23 protein-coding genes are annotated in these 22,451 nt (G+C 40.5%); 14 read left to right on the top strand and 9 right to left on the bottom strand.

The window, feature by feature from the left end; translation table 11 throughout:
- Window positions 1–143: 143 nt before the first annotated feature.
- Window positions 144–1,688, bottom strand: a complete 1,545-nt coding sequence (locus ACYH0O_RS24575; protein ID WP_482630700.1) for a peptidase G2 autoproteolytic cleavage domain-containing protein — start codon at window positions 1,686–1,688, stop codon at window positions 144–146.
- A gap of 633 nt (window positions 1,689–2,321) precedes the next feature.
- Complete coding sequence (locus tag ACYH0O_RS24570) at window positions 2,322–3,317, bottom strand: tRNA dihydrouridine synthase (protein WP_482630699.1); 996 nt, start codon at window positions 3,315–3,317, stop codon at window positions 2,322–2,324.
- Window positions 3,318–3,700: 383 nt separating this feature from the next.
- Between ACYH0O_RS24570 and yiaA the strand changes: the two genes are divergently transcribed.
- Window positions 3,701–4,171: an inner membrane protein YiaA gene (gene yiaA, locus ACYH0O_RS24565; RefSeq protein WP_482630698.1), complete on the top strand. Its 471-nt coding sequence runs from the start codon at window positions 3,701–3,703 to the stop codon at window positions 4,169–4,171.
- Window positions 4,172–4,642: 471 nt separating this feature from the next.
- A complete protein-coding gene (locus ACYH0O_RS24560) occupies window positions 4,643–6,145 on the top strand; it encodes a malate:quinone oxidoreductase (RefSeq protein ID WP_482630697.1) in 1,503 nt (500 codons plus the stop codon).
- A 123-nt stretch (window positions 6,146–6,268) separates the two neighbouring features.
- Here ACYH0O_RS24560 and ACYH0O_RS24555 read toward each other — a convergent pair whose 3' ends face one another.
- Entirely contained in the window at window positions 6,269–6,760 is a 492-nt protein-coding gene (locus ACYH0O_RS24555; protein WP_482630696.1) for a hypothetical protein, read from the bottom strand.
- Window positions 6,761–7,022: 262 nt separating this feature from the next.
- Here ACYH0O_RS24555 and ACYH0O_RS24550 point away from each other — a divergent pair, with 262 nt between their 5' ends.
- Window positions 7,023–7,955, top strand: a complete 933-nt coding sequence (locus tag ACYH0O_RS24550) for an FkbM family methyltransferase (protein ID WP_482630695.1) — start codon at window positions 7,023–7,025, stop codon at window positions 7,953–7,955.
- Window positions 7,956–8,037: 82 nt separating this feature from the next.
- On the opposite strand, the gene ACYH0O_RS24545 is transcribed toward ACYH0O_RS24550, so the two are convergent.
- Window positions 8,038–9,468: a PH domain-containing protein gene (locus ACYH0O_RS24545; protein ID WP_482630694.1), complete on the bottom strand. Its 1,431-nt coding sequence runs from the start codon at window positions 9,466–9,468 to the stop codon at window positions 8,038–8,040.
- The gene (locus ACYH0O_RS24540; protein WP_482630693.1) at window positions 9,465–9,983 is read right to left on the bottom strand and encodes a PH domain-containing protein; all 519 of its coding nucleotides are present in this window, start codon (window positions 9,981–9,983) and stop codon (window positions 9,465–9,467) included. Before ACYH0O_RS24540 ends, ACYH0O_RS24545 begins: the two co-directional genes overlap by 4 nt.
- A 278-nt stretch (window positions 9,984–10,261) precedes the next feature.
- On the opposite strand from ACYH0O_RS24540, the gene ACYH0O_RS24535 reads away from it, so the two are divergent.
- The 8 genes from ACYH0O_RS24535 to ACYH0O_RS24500 all read left to right on the top strand — a co-directional run bounded on the left by ACYH0O_RS24535 (window position 10,262) and on the right by ACYH0O_RS24500 (window position 15,352).
- Window positions 10,262–10,612, top strand: coding sequence for a YwqH-like family protein (locus ACYH0O_RS24535; protein WP_482630692.1), 351 nt, complete (start codon window positions 10,262–10,264; stop codon window positions 10,610–10,612).
- A gap of 36 nt (window positions 10,613–10,648) precedes the next feature.
- Window positions 10,649–10,927: a YwqI/YxiC family protein gene (locus ACYH0O_RS24530; RefSeq protein ID WP_482630691.1), complete on the top strand. Its 279-nt coding sequence runs from the start codon at window positions 10,649–10,651 to the stop codon at window positions 10,925–10,927.
- A gap of 14 nt (window positions 10,928–10,941) precedes the next feature.
- Entirely contained in the window at window positions 10,942–12,384 is a 1,443-nt protein-coding gene (locus ACYH0O_RS24525) for a ribonuclease YeeF family protein (RefSeq protein WP_482630690.1), read from the top strand.
- 51 nt (window positions 12,385–12,435) lie between these two features.
- Window positions 12,436–13,137 carry a hypothetical protein gene (locus tag ACYH0O_RS24520; RefSeq protein ID WP_482630689.1) on the top strand — a complete coding sequence of 234 codons (702 nt, stop codon included), beginning with the start codon at window positions 12,436–12,438 and terminating at the stop codon, window positions 13,135–13,137.
- A 14-nt stretch (window positions 13,138–13,151) separates the two neighbouring features.
- On the top strand, window positions 13,152–13,580 hold the full coding sequence (locus ACYH0O_RS24515; RefSeq protein ID WP_482630688.1) for a hypothetical protein: 429 nt from the start codon (window positions 13,152–13,154) through the stop codon (window positions 13,578–13,580).
- 371 nt (window positions 13,581–13,951) lie between these two features.
- A complete protein-coding gene (locus ACYH0O_RS24510) occupies window positions 13,952–14,290 on the top strand; it encodes a hypothetical protein (RefSeq protein WP_482630687.1) in 339 nt (112 codons plus the stop codon).
- A gap of 28 nt (window positions 14,291–14,318) precedes the next feature.
- Window positions 14,319–15,113 (top strand): hypothetical protein, encoded by a 795-nt coding sequence (locus ACYH0O_RS24505; protein WP_482630686.1) that lies wholly within the window; start codon window positions 14,319–14,321, stop codon window positions 15,111–15,113.
- 113 nt (window positions 15,114–15,226) lie between these two features.
- The gene (locus ACYH0O_RS24500; protein ID WP_482630685.1) at window positions 15,227–15,352 is read left to right on the top strand and encodes a hypothetical protein; all 126 of its coding nucleotides are present in this window, start codon (window positions 15,227–15,229) and stop codon (window positions 15,350–15,352) included.
- Window positions 15,353–15,405: 53 nt separating this feature from the next.
- Here the strand turns inward: ACYH0O_RS24500 and ACYH0O_RS24495 are convergent, their stop codons facing one another.
- The 4 genes from ACYH0O_RS24495 to ACYH0O_RS24480 all read right to left on the bottom strand — a co-directional run bounded on the left by ACYH0O_RS24495 (window position 15,406) and on the right by ACYH0O_RS24480 (window position 19,894).
- On the bottom strand, window positions 15,406–17,352 hold the full coding sequence (locus ACYH0O_RS24495) for an FtsX-like permease family protein (RefSeq protein ID WP_482630684.1): 1,947 nt from the start codon (window positions 17,350–17,352) through the stop codon (window positions 15,406–15,408).
- Window positions 17,342–18,103, bottom strand: a complete 762-nt coding sequence (locus ACYH0O_RS24490; protein ID WP_149154905.1) for an ABC transporter ATP-binding protein — start codon at window positions 18,101–18,103, stop codon at window positions 17,342–17,344. Before ACYH0O_RS24490 ends, ACYH0O_RS24495 begins: the two co-directional genes overlap by 11 nt.
- Window positions 18,104–18,203: 100 nt before the next feature.
- Entirely contained in the window at window positions 18,204–19,208 is a 1,005-nt protein-coding gene (locus ACYH0O_RS24485) for a sensor histidine kinase (protein ID WP_482630683.1), read from the bottom strand.
- A complete protein-coding gene (locus tag ACYH0O_RS24480) occupies window positions 19,205–19,894 on the bottom strand; it encodes a response regulator (RefSeq protein WP_482630682.1) in 690 nt (229 codons plus the stop codon). Before ACYH0O_RS24480 ends, ACYH0O_RS24485 begins: the two co-directional genes overlap by 4 nt.
- Before the next feature lie 630 nt (window positions 19,895–20,524).
- Between ACYH0O_RS24480 and ACYH0O_RS24475 the strand changes: the two genes are divergently transcribed.
- The 3 genes from ACYH0O_RS24475 to essB all read left to right on the top strand — a co-directional run bounded on the left by ACYH0O_RS24475 (window position 20,525) and on the right by essB (window position 22,449).
- Complete coding sequence (locus ACYH0O_RS24475; RefSeq protein ID WP_034764875.1) at window positions 20,525–20,818, top strand: WXG100 family type VII secretion target; 294 nt, start codon at window positions 20,525–20,527, stop codon at window positions 20,816–20,818.
- Window positions 20,819–20,896: 78 nt separating this feature from the next.
- On the top strand, window positions 20,897–21,136 hold the full coding sequence (yukD, locus tag ACYH0O_RS24470) for an ESX secretion system protein YukD (RefSeq protein WP_148970598.1): 240 nt from the start codon (window positions 20,897–20,899) through the stop codon (window positions 21,134–21,136).
- A 14-nt stretch (window positions 21,137–21,150) separates the two neighbouring features.
- Window positions 21,151–22,449: a type VII secretion protein EssB gene (gene essB, locus ACYH0O_RS24465; protein WP_482630681.1), complete on the top strand. Its 1,299-nt coding sequence runs from the start codon at window positions 21,151–21,153 to the stop codon at window positions 22,447–22,449.
- The last annotated feature ends 2 nt before the right edge of the window (window positions 22,450–22,451 follow it).

The raw sequence follows: 22,451 nt of genomic DNA, 5'->3' as shown, positions 1-22,451 counted from the left end.
AAAAATAAGGATACCGTATTTCATTAGTACGGTATCCTCAATGAAAATTCAATTCATAGAAGAATTTTTAATAAGTTGTGCTAAATAAACCAGCCCCTTCTCTCCATTCTAGATAGTTATACTTGTACGAAGAAACAAAATCCTTATGAGTTTAATAGCTTGTTCTTTTCAATCTGAAATTCTTTTTCAGTAAGGTAGCCCTGTTCTTTTAATTTTGCTAGTTTTACTAATTGATCAACAGTCTGTTTATTAGGATTTCTATAATGCTGAGGAACAACTACCAAGACTTGATTTTGACTAATACGTTTCGTGACTCTATAACCTTGGTCTGAGGCTGTTGCAATCCCTTCATTGTTTGGTTTGCAATAACTATTCGGTTTGCATGTGCCATCATCCCGAACTAGAAGTTGCCCCATTAGACCAACCGCCACCCATTCCGGTCTTTTGGAGCGTGGAATATATTCCTTAGTCGAGTCCCAATTAGGGTTCAATATCGGCCTCCGTTCTCTCCGTTGCGGCAATATGACATTACCGCCAGAGTCAAATACTGCTGGAAGTGAGACATCTTCGTACAAAATTTCACCCCATTCAGTAGTCACAAACTTATGCTTCCATCGCAGTTCTCCGCTATTGGCCAAGAAAGCCGGCTTTGCGCTTGTGATTCCCAGCATATAATCGTCTTGACTATTCGCTATACGCACTTTATCCTCTTCCAATGTAACGAAGTAGCCGAAATCAATCGGATTTCCATCCATCGTTTCAAACATTTCCGCATAGTCTGCTGCCGGGGTGGTGACGGCGCCATCAATTTTGACGTTACCGTCGCTTAATATTTTAGCCGCCAAGCCTGGATTCGAAGCATCTGTCCCATTAGCCAAGTACCACGAATAAGGAAGCTCGTTTGCCGCGCCGAATTGTCCCATGATATGAACGCCCTCCAAAAAATCTGCATCCGTCGATTGCCCCTCCGTATGGGAGAATAATCCGGAGGCAATTGTGTTCACTCCCTCCGCGTGCGAAGTGAAACCGCTCGCAATGGTAAGAGCGCCTTCTGCATGAGAGCTTTGGCCGATTGCCTGCGTCTGATTTCCTTCAGCATGGGAAAGATCGCCAGAAGCCACGGTGCGCTGCCCCTCCGCATGGGCAAAAATGCCGCTAGCCACTGTCAAGTTCCCTTCAGCGTGAGAAGCTCTTCCATTTGCTTCCGTCTGGTCGCCTTCTGCATGGGAAGATTCTCCTTGAGCCATCGTACCTTGTCCTTCTGCATGAGAAACGAGCCCGCTAGCAACTGTATTTTCTCCCTCGGCATGAGACGCAATGCCTGAGGCTATAGTCAAGTTTCCTTCTGCATGGGCAGCTAAATTTATAGCTGTTGTGAACCGCCCCTCGCTGTGAGAGTCCTGAGCACTAGCGATTGTATGGTTTCCCTCAGCGTGAGAATGTGCTCCACCGGCCGTTGTGGCGTATCCTTCTGCATGGGAAGCCACTCCATTGGCTGTGGTAGAGGTACCCTCGGCGTGTGCTATATCAGCTGTCGCTTCGGTAATATAACCTTCTGTATGGGAAGCATTTCCCACAGCTCTTGTATTGATTCCTTCCGCATGTGAGGCTGACCCATTGGCGACAGTGCCAATTCCCTCTGCTTCCGAACAAGTTCCTATAGGATTTTGATTACATCCATTGGACATGGTTATTCCTCTCCTTTTATAAAATTGATTAAAAACTCGTTAAGAGGTCTATCATTCAAAACAAAACAAATCTAATGAAAAAAGATAATAGTTGTAGATGATGTAAGAAGTTACTCATCACGATCTAGCTAGTAAATATGCGGGGAGTGCTAATCACAGGCAGAATGAAGTAATGAGAGACGTAATATTAAGATGATGATTACCATCCGTTCATAGATTTTTTTCTGAAAGATAGTAAGTTCACTCTTATTATTATGTTATGGTCAAGGTTAACATTGGTTTGGACAAATTTTCTAATTGGAATAGAATGTCCACTATTGTTATGATTATGAAATAGGAAGATGTTGGTTGTAATCATAGAGAAGACTCTGATGGGGATAGATGAAGGTGAACTTCATATAAGGTGAATACTTAAGCTTGACTTCTTGGTTAGGAATTTTCCTCTTAATGCTAGGTATCGCAATAGTAATATGGGCTCCAAAAGTTCTGATAGCAAAAAGGAACATAGAGTGGTTTAGGAATCAGTTAAATTGTAATAAGGCAATAAAAGTTTAAATAAGGAAAAAGGGGTCAGACCTCCAGTGAGCATTAACTTACTGGCGGTCTGACCCCTTTTTTCAAAAGAAATGGGCTTTACTTAGTCACAGAAAAGCCTTCCTCATCTTTCACTGCATCAGCATACTCATCAAGCAGAGCCCGAACTTCATCGGTGGATTCTGATTCCATTAGACGATTTCTCAGCTCACTCGCCCCCCGGAAACCGCGGACGTAAATCTTAAAGAAGCGGCGGAGTGGTTTGAATAGCCTTGGCTCGAGTTCTTCGGAGTATTTATCATGAAGGTCAAGCTGCAGTCTCAGGAGATCGAGCAGTTCTTGACTGGTGTGCTCTTTCTTCTCTTTTTCGAAGGCAAACGGGTTATGGAAGATCCCCCGTCCGATCATAATGCCATCAACGCCGTATTTCTCCGCAAGTTCAAGTCCCTTCTGGCGGTCAGGAATGTCGCCATTGATGGTCAAAAGTGTATTAGGAGCGATTTCGTCACGGAGTTTCTTGATCTCAGGAATCAGCTCCCAGTGAGCATCGACATCACTCATTTCCTTTTTCGTACGGAGATGGATGGAAAGGTTGACAATATCCTGTTCCAATAGGTGCTTCAGCCAGTCGCGCCATTCCTCCACTTTGGTATAGCCGAGACGGGTTTTTACACTGACTGGGAGTCCTCCCGCTTTGGCTGCCTGGATGATTTCCGCTGCGACATCCGGGCGGCGGATCAGGCCGGAACCTTTCCCGTTTGCTGCGACATTGTGCACAGGGCAGCCCATATTGATATCAATTCCGCGAAAGCCCATTTTAGCCACACCGATACTCGTTTCACGGAAGTATTCGGGCTTATCCCCCCAGATGTGGGCGACGATCGGCTGTTCATCTGTAGTGAACGTCAGACGCCCGCGTACGCTGTCTTTTCCTTTCGGATGGCAGTAGCTTTCCGTATTCGTAAACTCTGTAAAAAACACGTCAGGTCTCGCCGCTTCACTCACGACATGACGGAAAACGACATCGGTCACGGCTTCCATCGGTGCGAGAACAAAAAACGGCCGAGGCAACTCATGCCAAAAATTATCTTTCATAATATATTTAAACCCTTTCCTTAAGGAAAACATGTTCCCATAATTAAAAAGTAAAGTACTTCAGTTTTATCCATTCCCAGTTAGGCTGGATTTCAACCAGTATATACTTTAATAGTAAAAAGCGAAAAGTGCAAGGGGATGATTCGTCGTGTTTCTTCATGACTAAAAGAAAAAAGGTAAGAGATAGCAAAAAAAGGGTCAGTCCGCCAGTAAGCTATCGCTACGCATACTGCGGACTGGCCATTTTCACTAAAAAAATTCATACCATATAAGTGAAAATTTCATTCATAATAGTAAACAAAATCTGTAAAAAATTGCTATAATAATCCTTAAGGTAGCAGGGGTAAATCCTGGATATTGAATGACAGTAAAGGGGTGCGGTAATGTCTGAGTTGAATGTAAACCCGTTAATGAAAAATGATGAAAAGAAACCAAAGATCAAGGTGGAAAGAAAAGAAGGGGAACCAACTGCCGCGTTTAAAGGGGCAAGTTGGGCAGCTTTGGTGGTAGGTGTCTCCGCTTATCTGATTGGCCTGTTCAATGCAGGAATGGAACTGAATGAGAAGGGGTATTACTTTGCTGTATTGATATTCGGATTGTATGCAGCCGTATCCCTGCAAAAAGCGGTAAGGGACAAGGAAGAGGATATCCCTGTTTCGGGTATCTATTACGGACTCAGTTGGTTTGCAGTGATTGTAGCCATTTCCTTGATGGCGATCGGACTTTATAATGCCGGTAGTATTGTCTTAAGTGAAAAAGGATTTTATGGTATGTCATTCGTTCTTAGTCTATTTGCGGCTATTACCATTCAGAAAAATATCCGGGATACGCAGCTGGCTAGAGAAAGAAATTAATAATGGGGGGCGGTACTGCTTGCAGTACTGCCCTTTGTCGTTCTGGATAAGTTAGCAAAAAAGAAGGATCAAAGAACAACCCAACGTTCTTTGATCCTTTTTTAACGACAAGTTAACTCAAGTTTTCAATCCTCATAGAAATGCTGCGCTATCCCCAAAAACCGAGTGAACAAAAATGTGCAGGTTTTCCCAGGGGCATTAGAGGATGGGCGTGGGAATAGATTCCTATGTCTATATTTTTGTTTACAAGGTTACCAAGTCTTTGAAAACGGACTTTGCACTTTTTTAAAAGCTCAAAATAGTATATAATTATCAGATAATGGTAGATATTTTAACCCCTAAATTATTATAATAGATTGTGGTATGGTTATAACAGAACAGGTGAGTTCCAGGGTGGCGCCTTGCTTTAAGTGAGACCCGAGCAGGAGCGGTTACTCTTTTCTGAAAATATAAAGAGTAAGGAAGGTTATCATGAGCAGCATACAGAAAAAAACAGACGTTATTTTAATTGGTGCCGGAGTCATGAGCGCGACTTTGGGATCTTTGCTGAAAGAGTTAGCACCTGAATGGGAAATCAAAGTGTTTGAGAAGCTCTCAAGTGCAGGTGAAGAAAGCTCGAACGAATGGAATAATGCGGGTACGGGGCATGCTGCATTGTGCGAGCTTAACTATACGTCCGAGAAATCTGACGGATCGGTAGATATTAGTAAAGCAATTAAAATCAATGAACAATTCCAGCTTTCAAGACAGTTTTGGTCGTATCTTGTAAACCGTGATTTGATAGGTAATCCTGATGGCTTTATCATGCCTATACCTCATATGAGTATGGTGCAAGGGGAAAAAAATGTAGCGTTTTTGAAAAAACGATTGGAAGCGCTGTCAAGTAATCCCTTGTTTCAAGGAATGGAATTTTCCGATGACCCTGAAAAACTAAAAGAGTGGATACCGCTCATCATGGAAGGCCGTACATCGAATGAACCGATAGCGGCAACCAAAATCGACTCCGGGACGGACGTCAACTTCGGGGCTTTAACACGAATGTTGTTTGACCATTTAACGAGGCAAAATGTCGAGATAAACTACAAGCATAGTGTGAAGGATATTAAACGTACCAGTGACGGATCTTGGGAAGTCAAGGTGCATAATATCGACAGTGGTAAAATCGAAAATCACGCGGCGAAATTTGTCTTTATCGGTGGTGGAGGCGGAAGTCTTCCTTTACTTCAAAAAACCGGTATTCCTGAGTCAAAACATATTGGAGGATTCCCGGTAAGCGGACTGTTTATGGTGTGTAACAATCCGGAAGTAGTAGCGAAGCATCATGCCAAAGTATATGGTAAAGCCAAGGTGGGGGCTCCTCCAATGTCCGTTCCGCATCTTGATACACGATATATCGATAACAAGAAATCGTTACTGTTTGGACCGTTTGCCGGTTTTTCACCCAAATTCTTAAAAACGGGTTCAAATTTAGATTTGATTGGTTCTGTCAAACCGAATAACGTTCTCACGATGCTCGCGGCAGGTGCCAAAGAGATGTCATTGACCAAATACCTGATCCAGCAAGTATTGTTGTCGAATGAAAAGCGCATGGAAGAACTGCGGGAGTTTATCCCTAATGCTAAACTCGAAGATTGGGATATCGTAGTGGCCGGCCAACGTGTGCAGGTGATCAAAGATACTGAGGCGGGCGGGAAAGGAACACTTCAGTTCGGTACGGAAGTGGTCAGTGCCGCTGATGGCTCTGTAGCCGCATTACTTGGTGCTTCCCCTGGGGCTTCTACTGCCGTTCACGTTATGCTTGAGTTATTTGAAAAATGCTTCCCACAGCATATGAGTGAGTGGGAGCCGAAGCTAAAAGAAATGATTCCTTCATATGGGATGTCACTAGTGGAAAACCCATGGCTGTTTAATGAAATTCATACTTCAACAGCAGAGACGCTTGGTCTAAATGGGAAAGAGTTAGCTTATAGTTAATGCCATGCAAACTTAAATATATTCGAAATAAACCCAAGCTTATGGCTTGGGTTTATTTCGTGTAATCTATCAGAATTCCATCTGTACATAGAAAAGCCAGTAAATGAACAAAACACGAAATGTCTAACACCAAACAATGATTCTATAAGGCGTGGTTTGAGCAGGTATACTCATCGTGGCGGGCCCATAGATCACGATCAGATTCCGGTTGCCAGGGTACTTTGAAAAGGATTGTCCGTTGGTTAATACCATTTGAGTATAGGGGGATAGATTTAATCTTAGCATGCCATCGCTGCTCTCCAACTGTGAGTTGAAGTAATCTACTTTTACATTTTGAGTTGAACTTTCTTTTACCATGACAAGTGCACGATATTGTGGTGGATAGATAAGAGGAACAGGTGCGTTTCCATCATAATATCCGGTTATTCTATCCCCTACAGCCACCATTCTATGGTCCACAAAATATGTGGTTGGTGACACGACAAAATTCACTGTGCCACCAGATCTATCTTCTACAGATATTAATTTATAACAGCCTTCCCCTTCTCCATTTTGTCCTGTCATAAAATCACTAATCATAGTGATGGTAGCATAAAAAGACATAAAATTTACCATACGAATCCTCCATTCATATTTGAATTGAATGGTCCGTTATTGATGATATGCATTACCCTAAAAAACTACGAACAAGCCGAAGAAAAACACATAACCCTCAACACAATATAGTTTTATGATAAGGAGATTATCACACATAGTAAAAAATAATTTCTTTCATCTTTTGTAAAGATTTCATGAAGAAAGCCCTATTATAGAGGATTGTCGGGTGGCATCTAAGAATGTATACCTCTAAACAGGTTTCTTCAAAGGGGTGTCAAACATGAATTGGAATGCTGCTATTCGAAAGCCTTTTCTTATGAGAGTATGGGAGAACTATCCGAAGACTTGGAAATTTATGATCGATGTAGGCATTTTAGTAAAGTACAAAACATTGAATATAAAAAAGCTGCCTAACACGTTAACACTGCCCAGTTCCACAGTTCTCTATATAGATTCTGAGGAAAATCGGGGAAGGGCACTACTGATCAGCAATGGGGTGACTCAAAAAAGGCTCGATCGATTCTGGTCCATGGCTGTTAAGAAAATGAATCCCGACCTGGTCATAGATGTAGGAGTGAATTATGGGGAGTGTATCTTCTCTACTCAGTATTCACCAGAGACCAGGATAATAGGAGTGGAGGCGAACAGCCGTTTATTACCATTTATTGAACAATCCAAAGAAGCTCACCCTAACCGGTCACAAATAGCAATCTACAATGCGATCGCCTCGGATAAAGACAATGAAGAAACGGCTTTCTTTGTTGATAGGCACTGGTCAGGTACCTCTTCAGCCACTTATCAATCTTCTCATAAGTTAATAGATAGGGTACCTGTCAAGTCCGTCACCATTGATACCATTTGTCATGCTCAAACCTATGAAACAGTCCTTTTCAAGGTCGACGTTGAGGGATATGAAGCGTTTGTCTTAAAAGGGATGACTAATCTTCTTAAAACAAGTAAGTCAATCCTTGGCTTCATTGAGTTTAATAGTGAATACCTTGAAAACCTGGATGTCAATGTGGATGAGTTTCTCCTATTTCTACAAACGTACTTTACGATCTACGTATATAAGGAAGACCATATTCTGGTAAAGGTAGCCCATTACAACCACATGGACCTGAAAAATTTGTTCGGAACGGATTATATTCATACTGATTTTTTATTGGTGAGTGATGAATCCTTTATCGAACGAATGCATATAAACTATGTGTAAACCTCCACCTCATTCCGGGGTGGATTTTTTAATTCTCGATAGCGTATGTGACACCCCTGTACCCAGATTAGTAAATTTCGTCTCAATTCGAGACGGATTTCTTATGATACCACTCATAAAACGTACCCGCTTCCTCTTTCGACACCCCAAACAACAAACTCTCATGAGTCGGATTTGCCCGATTTGAGAACATGATGGTAGCCACTCCGAACTTCCGATCGAGCCATGAGTACTTTACGGTCACCTGCTGGATACGGTCCCGATGGGTGACGAAGGTTTCGTTCAACCAGCCTCCCTTTCGAATTTGGACGGTTTGATAGTGGCGGGTGTAGCTTGTAAACCAGTAATCAAGGATTCTGAGGAGGATGGATACTCCAAAGACAATGCCTGCGATCCAAATCCATTCCATCTTAAAGATCCATAGGCCCACTACAGCAGCAATCGTCAAATAATAAGGTTGGAAAAGCTTCAGCCAAAGGACCTTTAGTGGGAAGCGTTCCATCTCCTCTTTGATCGGGTAGTGGGGAAGGATGGTCTGCAGCATATCATAAGCTTCACGTTTGGGCATAAAGGGGTATAAATAACTTATTTCCTCTTTTTCACCTTCAAAGGAGCCGGCACTGATTAACTTGATCGAAACAAGCCCGAGTATCCTTTTCACAATGGATTGTTCCACTCTGACAGCTTGTACTCTATTCTTTGGAATTGAGTAGCTGACCTCATTCCCAATCCCTTTTTTAATATAAATCCGTTCCTGGTCATCACTAATGACATAGTTTCCATATTTCATATACGTTTTTACAAAGCCGATGAAGATGGACAGGATCATGGCAGCGAGAAAAAGGACGATCAGGATCCACACATGATCGAGCAAGTAGTGCCAGGCACTTTCTGCTGATTCTTCGATGGAAAAGAAATCTGCCAGATTGAAATAGATGGCACTCAGTAATGGGAAGATCGCCAGGAAACTGAGTGAAGTGAAGGATGCTTTAATCAGGTCTTTCCTGGTTGCTTGAAAGTGTACCGTGCGTTCCGGCTTTATACCATCTTTTGATTCATCTCTGTTTTGCTTCTGTTCGAGATAAGATAAAATGCGAACTTTCTCTCGTTGTGTGATGACTGGGAATTCAAATTGGGCATTTTCTCCACTCGTCCCTGTTTCCATGGTTAAAGAAGTTAATCCAAACCAGCGATGAACGAAGGTCGTATTGGATCTATGGCTGTGGATCCGATCCCAGGAGACCGTTTTTTGTTTTTTAACGAACATCCCTTCTCTGAAAAGGATGGTTTTATTACTTAATTCATAGCGGTTGAAAATCCACTTGGCAAAGATCGACAGGACAGACACCGCTGTTGCAGCCAACAGAGCGTAGCGGCCCCATATTACCCATCCGGCAGTTGAATTCGCCTTAAGTAGGAACAGGAGGATATAGAACCCGAATAGGCCCTTCGCGGTTGATACTAATTCGACGATGATATAGGCTGGGTGATATCTTTTGGCAAAATGGGTCATGCTCCTATTTCTCCTTCATTTGAATCTTTATCCCGAATCTTTGCGAAGGTGGCAATTTCCGCTTTTAATGTCTTCGCTACATTTGCCGGTATGGCAGGTATTTTGTGACTGGAGGTCGTAGTCCCGATTTCAAGGTCATAAAGGTCATAGCGACGCATGATGGGTCCCTGCTCTGTGTGGACGTATTCCACTTTCTCCATGGGTATCAGGATGTGCTGTTGCTGAAACTTCCCGAATTTCAACTGTACGAATTCCTGATCGACCTGATAGCGCCAGGTTCTTTGCAGGTAAATAGGTTCAATAAAGATAGAGAAAATGGAAGAAACAATGAACAGCCCTCCAAGAATGTAAAGAACGATCCCGATCCAGTCGTACCAATCGAATCGGTCACTGCATATCATTAGGGCTCCTATGATGAGCAGTGCTGTTGTATGTCCTATCGTGTTGGATATTCTCCACACTTTAGTGGCTTTTATTGATATGGTTTGTGTTGGTTCAGGTATGTTTATGTACATTTTTTCACCTCTGACTTAAAATACGTGTTTAATATAAGAAAAGTTTCAGAACCTGGAAAATAATAGTTGTGAAATAGGTTTCATTTTACAAAAAATGTGATACTTAATTAATAGTTCGTATTATTCATTGATAAATAATATATCGAATAGGTAAAAAGGATTACTTGCATATACTAAAAATAAACAGATTCTATCATTCTGACAAAATTTCATCCATGTTATAGTTAAAAAGATTGGAAAATTTTATGAATTAGAGTAATCAATTGAGGTGAAGGTTCTTGTCTTTATATTTTTACCACGGGTTGTTAAGGGAAAAACGTGAGCAACTTCAAAGGCTTCAGGAATGTCAGAACAAACTTCAAGGCAACAAACAGGAATTTTCAAGTTATCGGGAATCCATTACAAATCCTGAATTATCTGCATTCACCTGGCAAGGGACGCTTGCAAATAAATTTGATGAAATAAGGCTTGAAGGAATGCTTCATTACTTTACAGAGATTGAAAATAACCAGTTTAGTGAAGTGTTCTCTATGCTGAGCAGTAAGATGCAAACTATAAGAAGTGAAATCCAGGCGATTGAACAGACCATTCATAGGTTGGAATCTGAAGCTGAAGCAACAGTTGAATAGAAAGAAATGTATTTAATATAGCGGGAGGTAGCTTGTATGGGTAATGAAATCAGAGTAGTGCAAGGTGAGATAGACCACCACCTTTCAAAAATTAAATCCACTGCAGAATCTCTTCAACCGGATGTACCTAGTAACATTGGCCATGAAAATCGCCTGGAAGTGGTAACAAAATTGAACGAGTTGAACCAAAGCATGGAACAGATGGTACAGAGTTATAAAGAATTGCTTATGCGAAATGAAGAATTGACACGACAGGCTGTCCAGGATATGGCGGATGCCGATCAGGAACTGTCTTCACATATCAAAGCCAGGTAAGGAGAGAAGTTGGGATGAAAACACTGGATGTCATGTCTCTGGATTCAGGAATAGAACAATTGCTTCGAAAGTTAACCCAGCAAAAAGAACAGATGATCGAAATCGAATCATCCATAAATGACTTTATTTCTCAAGATGCCTCTTTCAAAGGAAAAGGGGGTCAATCGATACGGTCTTTTTATCAGGATTCGCATCAATCCTTTCTGGAGTTCTATCAGCAAATGGTGACAACATATGAATCTACCCTGAAAGCCATTAAAAATGAAATACAAGGGTTGGAGCCAGCCCAAAATGGATATATACAGGAAAGCTTTTTACAGAATGATATGGAAAACGGATTAAATCGGGGAAGAGATGTGGTCATGGACTTAACAAGTGAGTCCAATGAAACGATTCAAAGTGTTCAAGATATCGTCTCATTACCAAGATTACAGGATGATTCTTTCCTTCAGCAGGTTCACGTTGCGAGGCAGCAAAAAGATCAAACCGTCGAGAAACTTCACCAGTTTGATCAAAGTCAATCCGCCAACCTGGAGCCAATCCAACAGGATGTCCACACGATGAACCAATACATTCACCAAATTCAAGGTCTCTTCTCCAACGGGAAAATCTCAATCGATACGTATCAGCCCAACAGCTGTTACAACCCTCAATATGAGTCTGAGAGCGGATCGACAAACCCTTATTTCAAGCTGACCAACAATCCCCGATTTATCGAGAATGGGGTTGAAGCGGCTGATACGGTGAATGGATTGCAGCCGGAATGGGACCCGACACCGACGTTGGGAGTCAATTTTGATCAGTGGCGAGAGCAGCCGATTAATGCGGCGACGAATTTGGGTATTGCGACTGCTGCCGGGTATGGGGCTGCGAAGGGTGTGAATCTTGCCCGAAAAGGTTTTGGTGTGACGAAGAGCGGTTATACTACCGCACAGGGTAAGGATAGAGTGAGGTTAAAAGTAGATAAGCCGGAACTATACAAAATTAATAAAAGAAACTATTCAGGTACGAATGCGACAAACTATACAAAGCTCTATAAATTAGTGGATCCCATGACCAGTGTCAAAGAGTCATTTAAGTGGGCTGGAAACAAAATTGGTTACATAGGCGTGGGAACAACTGTTGTTGGTGATATCGTCCACGGTGTTCAGCATAAACAGTCTGGGAGTGAAATTGCAGGAAATGTAACGGGAGATGTAGCAATAGCAGGTGCTTCTATTGCAGCATCTGCCATGGCAGGTGCCAAATTTGGAGCTATGGCAGGTGTAGCATTTGGTGGTCCGGTTGGGGTTGCCGTCGGAGCAGTAGTGGGTGCTGGAATAGGAATTCTAGTAACGACAGCTCTTTCAGATGTTAAATTTATGGATGTTGATGGTGATGGCGAGAGTGATTCAATTGGAGATGCAATAAAAAAAGGGACCACAAGTATCATTGATAAAGTTGGATCTTGGTTTTAAACTCAATTAATTCAATATGATTGGTCTTATGTTAAAAAGAGGTGTGTTTATTTGAAGAAAGCTAAAATTGATGAGATTACATTATCTTATTTAAGATTTCAGAATCCAAAAGAAAATAGGGGGAATATAATCGTTTTCTTTCTTATATTTTTGGATATCATTGGTGTCATTTTTTTATTAGGCGAACCAATGATTCCCTTGATCTTTTGGTCAGGAATCATTCCAGTCATCCTAATACACTTATGGGCTATTCCAATTATTATTGCTCCATATAAATTTGAACGGTCATACTATCTTTTTTTCGGAGTGTATGGTGTTATTAATACTTTTGTATACTTTTTAGTCATTCAAAAACTTATTTATAATACTTTTCAAGTTGAAGGAATAGTACCTGCGTTCATAGGGTTGGTAATCTGTGTTTCACTACTTGTAGTCTTGAATTGGATTAACATACGTTCACTGTATTCCGGTACGTACTCACGACTTCAAAAAGGAGAAAAGACATTAAATCTTTCGCCAATAGCTGCTGCCTCAGGTATAGGCTACGTATTAGCCCAATTTATACTATCTTCCTTTTTTGTAGATTCGGTGAAAATACTTATTATTATAGGGGTTTTTTCGTTACTCTCTATAGCTACAGCTTTCTTTTCAACGAGTATTCACAAATATTTCTTTATTAAAAGAAACATGGAAAAGGTAAAGCAAGTTTATCCTGAATTTGGATTACCTAAAAAGCTAAGAAAAAACACATAGAGGGGATGAAGAATGTGTTCCTAAAAAAGAAAAAAGAAGAAAACCGTTTTTGTATCGCCATTTTCACAGAAAAAGAAATGAGTGATGAAGAATATGACTACCAATCAAACAAAATCTTGGATGCAACAGAAGAAAATGTTGTGGTTGTGACAGAGATTGAACCTCAAAATGAAATGATCGAGGAGTTAAAGAATGCGTTTCCTAACACTAAGATAGAAGTGCCAAGTTACGCCGTCTACAAGTTTGACTCTGAAAAATTAGATGAAGAAACAAAAAAGATGGAGAAGAGGAACAAGTGGAAGAAGTTTTTTAACAACATCCATCCTGATGAGTACCTTATCGTTGAACATAAAGTGATGTACGATATCAATCAGGTCCTATATTATACGACAGATATTAACAGGGTCATATCATATATTCATGACAATAAAAAAACGGGTTAATAGGAACACAAATGAAAAAACATAGTGAAATCGCAACCTTTTACCTGCAGAATTTGCAATTCCCTAGAGAAAACAGAAGAAACGTAATTGGTTTTTTAGTAATATGCATGGATTTCTTAGGTTTGTTGCCGCTCCTGAGTATTCCCTTTTTTGCCCCGTTATTCTGGGCTGCACTAATTCCGATTATATGTATCCATTTGTGGGCTCTTTTTTATATTATAGCCCCATATAAATTCGAAAAATCTTATTACTTGTATCTTGGTGTTTTTGGGATTATTAATACGTATGTGTATTTCCTTGTTATTCAGAAATTCTTATATATACATATTTACGTTGAAGGTAGCAGTTACTTTGTAATAGGTATACTATTAATGCTCTTGTTACTGGCTACGTTTCAAATTCTTAACGTAAAAATGCTATATTCAGGTACATATACTAAACTTCAAAATGGTGAATCAAAGTTTAATGTAACTCCAATAGTTGCCGCTTCAAGTTTTGGATATATTATTGCGCAGTTTCTGATGTCGTATCTGGTTACTGATTCTGCCTATATGATTGCTATGATCATAGCTTATTCCGTCGTCTCCATTTTACCAGCTTATTTATCGACTTATATCCATCGCTTTATATACATTAAAAATAACTATGAAAAAGTTATAAAGAGTTATCCAGATTTCGGAAAACCGAAAACGTCGAGGAAGTTTGGTTAAGACATAGGGTTATAAAGGGGGATTACAATTGTCTAATTGGATAGTGACCAGCAAGGACTTATATTTACTGGTAAAGATGTTAGGTGGAAAAGTACTGATAGGTGTAACAAACCCATTCCCTCATTATCAAGAAGATGAACTGGAAAAGGAATGGGAAACGATGTTCAAAAAGCTGAATAAGATGGAGCTGGTGGATTATATCGAAGGTGATTTAAAATTCGAGGATCAATTTATCGAAGCCATGTGGGTTCTTGCAAGAAGCAATTTGGTTGCAGAAATCGTAACAGATCAGCAGGAACAAAGTGTTTTTTACTTTAGTGATGATCAGGTCATTGAATGTCTGAAAGAGAATGAGATGAGCTATAAGGTCATTAAGCACCCAGCACCTGACCATACAATCAAACAAATCATCGTTCCCCGAATGTTGATGGGTATCGAAAATCGATCTGTTCGATTAAAAGAACCCCTATATATAATTCCAAGTGATTATCTTCGCTACTGTGAACGTCGAACCTTAATCAACCTGAACCAGGTAGCGATTAATAACAATGTAGACTCGGATAGTTTACTAATAAAGCAGTTTAATAGATCACTACAAAGAAAGATTCATACTAATCGATTAATGATGTTCTACAGAGATAAAAATGAATGGAATATTGAAGGTGTTCATGTTCTATCATCCCCCTCTTATAATTGGACGTTAAGAATGGTGAGTAAAAACGGTATCGAGTGGTTGGAAGCTAAACAAGCAACGGGCGATAAATTAGTAAGGGAGATTGTTGGGGTGTTGGAGAGAGTAAAGGAAAATCATCTAGTGAAATAAAATCTCTCTCTTTTAGCGGTATGGGGCTTTCATTGCCTTGAATATCAAAAAGGAAGTAAAGAATAAATTTCACGAGCATGTTCATAATAACCGTGAAGACAGGAGGTGTGGACATGCCAAATCAAAATGATAACAAATTCAAAAAAATCCAATCTGAGAGCTTCAAACAAGGGAAGACTCAGGAAGAATACGCTGCCGAGCTTGAAACGAACAAGATGAAAAGCCAAAAAAGGAAGTAACCTCGGACTACATAAAAGAGCCATCCCGGCTTTTAACGGGATGGCTCTTTCTATTAGAGCGATGCTTTGATCACTTTTTTATAATACAGAACCGATAATACACCAAAGATTGAATACAGAATTGTATATAACCCCATTACAATAATCATCGGCGTCCAAACCTCGGCACCGAACAGGAACCATCCGGATTGAACCGCGAAGTAACTGTGCAGCAGACCGATGAGGAGAGGGATTCCGAAGCTGAAAAGCTGCTTGGCTTGAATGCCTCTCAACAAGTCACCTTGAGTGAAGCCCAGTTTTCTTAAAATCGTATAGTTCGGTTTCTCATCTTCACTTTCGTCCATTTGCTTAAAGTACAGAATGCATCCGGATGTGATCAGGAAGGTGAGACCAAGGAACCCAACGATAAACATGATGAGTCCGATACTTTGTTTCTGTTCTGCTTTCATATCATACTGGGAATCGTTTGCCCATCCTTCGTCGAGGCTTAACTCATGAAAGAGGTCGTTTGCTTTCAAGATATCTTTTTCTTGTTCAATCGTCACCCCGATGTAGAGAGAAGATTCCTTCTGTATAGCAGGATCTAAATCATTCTTCAGGCGTTTGAATACATTGTCATCAACGATCACAACAGGTGATCCCCCTGCTGTAAAATACCATGAAATCGGGTATTCTTCCCTCATTCCCAAGTACTTAAGCTTGGTGACCTCCGTCTTTCCTTTCAGTTCCGTCACCCCTGAATCATGTAACGGAATGACCTTTTGAAGTAAGTCGCTATATCCTGTAAAGACCGTTTCGTCTTCTTTTACATCGACGCCTTCAACGTCTTTCTCGCTGATGACCGAGTTCGGCATGGCATCCAATGAACCGTTCAGTTCCCCAAATTCAGAGTCTGTAATGTCTTTCAGGTTGACCAATACTTCAATGACTTCGATTTCTTCCTTCTTGAATTCGATGCCGTTGTCCAGTAGGGCATCTTTAAAGTGTTGGAAGTCTTGTGTATTTGTAAATGAAAAATCGGTCGGAACATTATTTTGAGCTGTTTTTTCAGCAGAATAATAGCCTATATAGCTCAGAGACAATAATGCTATAGCCAGTGCCGATACCGTCGTGATAATTGTAAGCAATAAGGCGTTCGATTTCATCCGGAACATGATGGATGAAAGGGATAGGACTTCGTTGATATTCAGATAGCCATCTTTCTTCTTGCGAATAACATTAAAAATAAAGCTCACGGATCCTTTATAAAACAGGTAGGTCCCGATAATGACCGAGCCAAGGATAAAAATCATGGCCCCAAACAGCTGGGGCATGGTCGTAAGGTCACCACCAAACAATTTAGAAGATACGTAGTACCCAGAGGCAATCAAGATCATCCCGAAGATCCCGATAATGATCTCAAACTTGGACATTTTTTTCACTTTTGATTCCGTCGATGAACGGACTCTGAACAGTGATAAAATGCTTTGTCTTTTAATAAATACAAAGTTCATCAGCATGATCAGCAGGTAAATCGCGCAGAAAACAATGATGGTCTGGATAAGTGCCTGTGTTGAGAAGTGGAGTGTGGCAATCGCCTCGACTCCGGTTATTTTGAATAGAATCATGATGATCAATTTCGAGAATGAAAATCCGATCAAGATACCGAGTATCATAGACGCGAAATAAAGGATGAAGTTCTCCACGCTCAAAATACGAAAGATTTTATTCTTTGTCATGCCAATTAACTGAAATAACCCGATTTCTTTACTTCTTCTTTTAATAAAAAGTGTATTCGCATATAAAAGAAAAATAGAGACGATTACGACAAGTAAAACGGAAGCCGCACGAACCGCTGCGCCGCCTTTGATGGATCCCTTTGCTGCATCCATGGATGGATCATACTGCAGGGTCACAAAGGCGAAATAAAGCGCGACACTAAAGACCAGAGCAAATACATAAAGGTAATAATTCTTGAGGTTTTTCTTGAGATTTCTGAAAATAAGGGTATTAATGTTCATTCTGCACCCCGCCGAGCACCCCTTGGGTTTTCATGATGTCCTTGAAGAAGTGCTGTCTTTCCTGTTCGCCTTTATTTAATTGAGTATAAATTTGCCCATCCTTGATGAAAATCACCCGACTACAGTAGCTTGCTGCCACGGGATCATGAGTCACCATGACGATCGTCGCTTTCAGCTTTTGATTTAACTCACTAAGCTTATTTAAGAGATCAGATGCCGACTTTGAGTCGAGAGCACCTGTTGGCTCGTCGGCGAAAATGATGCTTGGTTCATGGATGAATGCCCGGCCTGCTGATGTCCGCTGTTTCTGGCCGCCTGAGATTTCGTTCGGATACTTATCTTTCAGTTCAAGAATCCCAAGCTCTGAAGCAAGGTCGTTGAATTTCTGATCGGCTTCCTTTTTGGGTGTCTTGGTAATGGATAAAGGCAGAAGAATGTTCTCTTTCACCGTCAATGTATCGAGCAGATTGTAATCCTGAAAGATAAAACCCAGGTGATTCTTCCGGAACTCAGCGAGCTGCTTTTCTTTCATCATCGTCATTTCATTGTTCTCGATCTTTATCGAACCTTCACTCACTTTGTCGATGGAGGAAAGAACATTTAAGAGAGTGGTTTTTCCAGAACCCGATGCCCCCATGATACTCACGAATTCTCCTTTTTGGATCGACAGGTCGATTCCCTTCAAGACTTCCTGCTTATTGAATTTATTGCCGTAGCTTTTATGAAGTTTTGTTGCTTCTAATATCGTCATCGTGAAAAACTCCTTTGATTTGATACCCTTATTATAAAAAGCAGGAAGTTTCTTTTCCTTTTATTGTTCGAACAAAACAGAAAAGCATGTGACATTTTTGTCACACGCCTGTAAGTTGGACGAAATCATTCTTCTGGGGAAAGGTGAGGGTGACCAGGGTCCCTTCGCCTCGTTTAGACGTAACATCTATAGAAATCAGTAAAGGTTCTGAAACTCTTTTGGTTAAATATAGTCCCATTCCGGTAGAAGCGTGATCATTGTGGTCGATGGTTGAGGTGAAACCTTTGTCAAAGACCCTCGGGAGGTCCTTGGGGTCTATTCCCCTGCCAAAATCTTGAATAGTGAGGGTCACCTTATCATCTTGATGATCACTTCTAATCATAATATCCGATGTTGTGCTGTATTTAACAGCATTGGTTAATAACTGCCTGATCATAAAAGCAAGCCATTTCGCATCGCTCAGCACTTCCGTGATATCCAGTTGAATGTCAAATCCAATTCCCTTTTGAATACACCAGGATTGCAGCGTTTTTATTTCCTGAAATATAACGGTCTCAAGATCGGTTTTCTCGATATATAAATCATTCTCCATAAACGACATCCGTTTCTGATGGAGCTGTTGATCCAGCAGAAGGTGGATCCGCAGCCATTCGTATTTTAATGGAGCCTTTAAAGATTGGTTCTCTAAACGCTCAATCATCAAATGCATGGCAGTCAGTGGGGTTTTCACTTCATGGATCCAGGACAGGAGGTCATCCTTTTCCTGCTCGAGCAGCATCCGATTTTCAGATGCTGCCTTCCTCAGAAGGTTGGCCTGCTCCGATAAACTATCCGAAACGATTTCTTCAAATGGAGTATCGGGGGCATCCACTCCTGTAATATTGAGATTATGATCCCATTCTTTCAGTCGTTTAAAGAAACGGGTTTCCTTCTGATAACGAATGAAAACGAAGACGATGAAAAAGAGCAGTGATATGAACACCATATAAAGGATCGGTTGTAGGGGGATGGCCGTATCGATATAGGCAACAAAGATCCATAACAGGTGAAGAGCGATAAAGAACAATATCCAGCTTTTTCGTTCCCATAAGTATGTACGGATCATGGTGAATCCTCTTCAATGGCCAGATACCCTTGCCCCACTTTGGTTTCAATGAAGCGGCCCAATTCAATCTCTTCAAGCCGTTTCCGAAGGCGGTTCACATTGACGGTCAACGTGTTATCGCTGATGAACCGTTTATCATCCCAGAGGCTATTAATCAACGCATCCCTGCTAACAATCTTATTTTTCTGCTCAATTAGGAGCTTTAAGATGTACATTTCATTCTTCGTCAATTCGATGGACCCCCGTTCATTGGCTACGGTGTTACGTTCATAATCAACAGTTGCCCCGCACCAGGTCTTGATGCTCACCTGTTCGGTGTTATAGTTATACACCCTCCGGAGCGTAGCCTGTACCTTTGCGATCAGGACATCAAAATGAAAGGGTTTTTGGATGAAGTCATCTGCCCCAAGCTGCATAGACATGACCATATCAGTAGGATGATCACGGGAGGAAAGGAACAGGATAGGTACGTTTGAATGAGTGCGGATCATCCGGCACCAGTGAAAACCGTCAAATTTGGGCAATTGAATATCAATGATCACAAGATCCGGTTTCACTTCGGCGAACTCCTGCATCACTTGATTGAAGTCCGTGATTCCATATACATCATAGGACCACTGGGAAAGTCGATCCTTGATTTCGTTAAATAGGGTAGTGTCATCCTCGATTAGTAATAATTTGAACAAATAAGTCACCCCGCGACATTGCTATTTACATAAATTGTATAGGAAATCGAAGGTATTTTCCATATCGCGAATAAAAGGAATTTTCAATATAGAAATATATATTATTTTAGAAAAAAAGAAAAAAATGGGTATTTTTCTTATGGAATGAATTTTGACAGTTATAAAAGAAGGGGGGAATAAGTTTTTTTAATTAATTCGCCAAATAAAAAATCACATGCAATTTTAAAAAAATAAACGGTTTATAAAAGTAAAAATAAGGATATATAGTAAGTACTTGTAACTAATGCGTCTGATCCTTCAATGTATAACCACCTTTCCATGCTATTAATGGAGAGTCTTAAGTCTTTATTTTGGAACTATTTTCCTAATTTCATCAAGCGATTATTGTACCAAATGACCTGAAAGTATTTATCCCTGTAGTTATAAAGTTTCCTTTTCACTGTAAAAATTGTGTTTATATGTATGTTTATAATAGTATGATATTGGAAGTGTGGAAACAATTGTAATAAAAAGGATTTTAATGAAATAAAACGGGTTACATAGTTTACAAGGTTCATGTTTCATATTTGGGTATTCTGATTTGATATAGATGATTACCACCAACAATTTCAATTAAGGGAGAGGAATTACATGTCAGGAATTATTCGTGTTACCCCAGCAGAATTGATTAGTATGTCGAACCGATACACAAGTGAAAGCAGCCAAGTAGGAGAGCAGATTTCACGCCTGGATAATATGATTTCTGAGCTTGAAGGCATGTGGGAAGGTGAATCAAGCCGCGCGTTTGGAGAGCAATATCAAACTTTGCGTCCTTCATTCCTGCAAATGCAGCAACTGCTTGAAGACATCTCAATGCAATTGACTAGCACTGCTAAGTCTCTTGAAGATGCAGATGCTCAAATTGCCAATCAAATTCGCGGATAAGTTTATCCCCAACCATTTTAAACATGAAGGAGCGCTTATCATTATGTGGCGCTCCTTCCTTATGAGGTGAAACCCGACATGTATATAGAAATTACCATCGATTTAGGACATTATGAGGAGAAGAGCTTCGATCTTAGATTATCAAACTACCATACTGTTAAAAAACTGATCGATCTTGTGTGGCAATCTCAGAAACTTACAACCGATCCCAGAGAGGGTTGTTGGATTCGTGTTGTAAATAAACAAAAAGTGGTTCCCGGTCATGCAAGGTTGATCGATGCTGGAATTCATTCAGGAGATCGAATTGAAATATTATAAAGGAGACCAATAGAATGTCACAAAAAAGTGGATCATACTTAGAAGAAAAGCTCGAAGCCATTGTACATAAAAAAGAAAACAAAATGACAATTATCTTTCAAAAAGAAAAGATAAAGTTGGATCAAATTGAGGAAATTCACTTCCTGAAGAACATTAACCCATCCATACAAAGAGAAATCACGATTGAAAATGATGAATTATGCATCGTGAATACCATACCTGACTCCTTCTCTTTTTATCCCCAATTAAAAGCGAATGAGAAAGAAAGGTTGATGTCTGCCTATCAACTGGTACAGAACGTACGAAACCATACCTTATCACGTCTCCATCTCATTATTTGTCCGGAAAATATTGTATTTGATCAAGGCCTGACTCCCCACTTTATCCATTATGGCGTTAAGGAGAGTCTTCCCCCTTACGAAAAAGACGCAGATTTTTTGTTAAAGCAGACAAAAGCTACTGTTGCAGCTATTGTAGATCGTCAGCATACATTTGATGATTACTTTAAGTTCAGCGAAACTCTAAAATTGTCGTCAATGACCAAGGATATCTTGGAAGCCGAAAGCATCGAACGTGTCGGAGAAGTGTTAAATCATTTAATAAAAGAGGCAAAAAAGTCTGATTCCCTCCTCATGACTGTGAGTAAGAAAAAGTGGAAACTCAATCGTTATGTACTGATCGGAATATCATTGCTCTTAGTACCGGCAATTAATTACTCTATATTTTCTTTATTCTTTTTGTTCCCCAAGCAGGAGAGGGTAGTAGCAGCTCAAGAGAGTTTTCTCCTGAATAAATATAGCGATGTGGTAACTGAACTACAGTCTTATGACGTTGAAGAAATTCCGAAGGTCACTCAATATCAACTTGCACTCTCTTATATTATTAACGAATCCTTAACAGAAGACCAAAAAGAGAATGTACGAAATACTGTCTCCCTTCAATCAGATCCACTTTATTATGAGTATTGGATCAATATCGGAAGAGGAAAGGCTGAGGAAGCATTAGAAGCAGCCAGGTTCTTAGAAGACCGGGATTTAATTCTGTTTGGACTTCTTAAGTACCGAGAGCAAGTCAAGGCAGACGGAGATCTTGATAGCGAGGAAAGACAGCAGGAACTAGATGAGATTGAAAGTGAAATAGCTGAATACGAGGAAGAAATGAAAGCGCTGGAAGACGAACAGACATCACAACCGGCACAAACAACGGAAGAACCGCAAGAGAATGACGAGAAAAAGACACCTGAACAAAAACCGGCAGAGACTGATGGAGAGAGTTCCACCCCTCCAACTCAACCTGATAAGAAGGAATCCTGACA

It is taken from the genome of Rossellomorea sp. H136 (genome assembly GCF_056838065.1).
The sequence above is the reverse complement of the archived record's forward strand: the minus strand, read 5'-3'. Positions and strand labels throughout refer to the sequence as shown.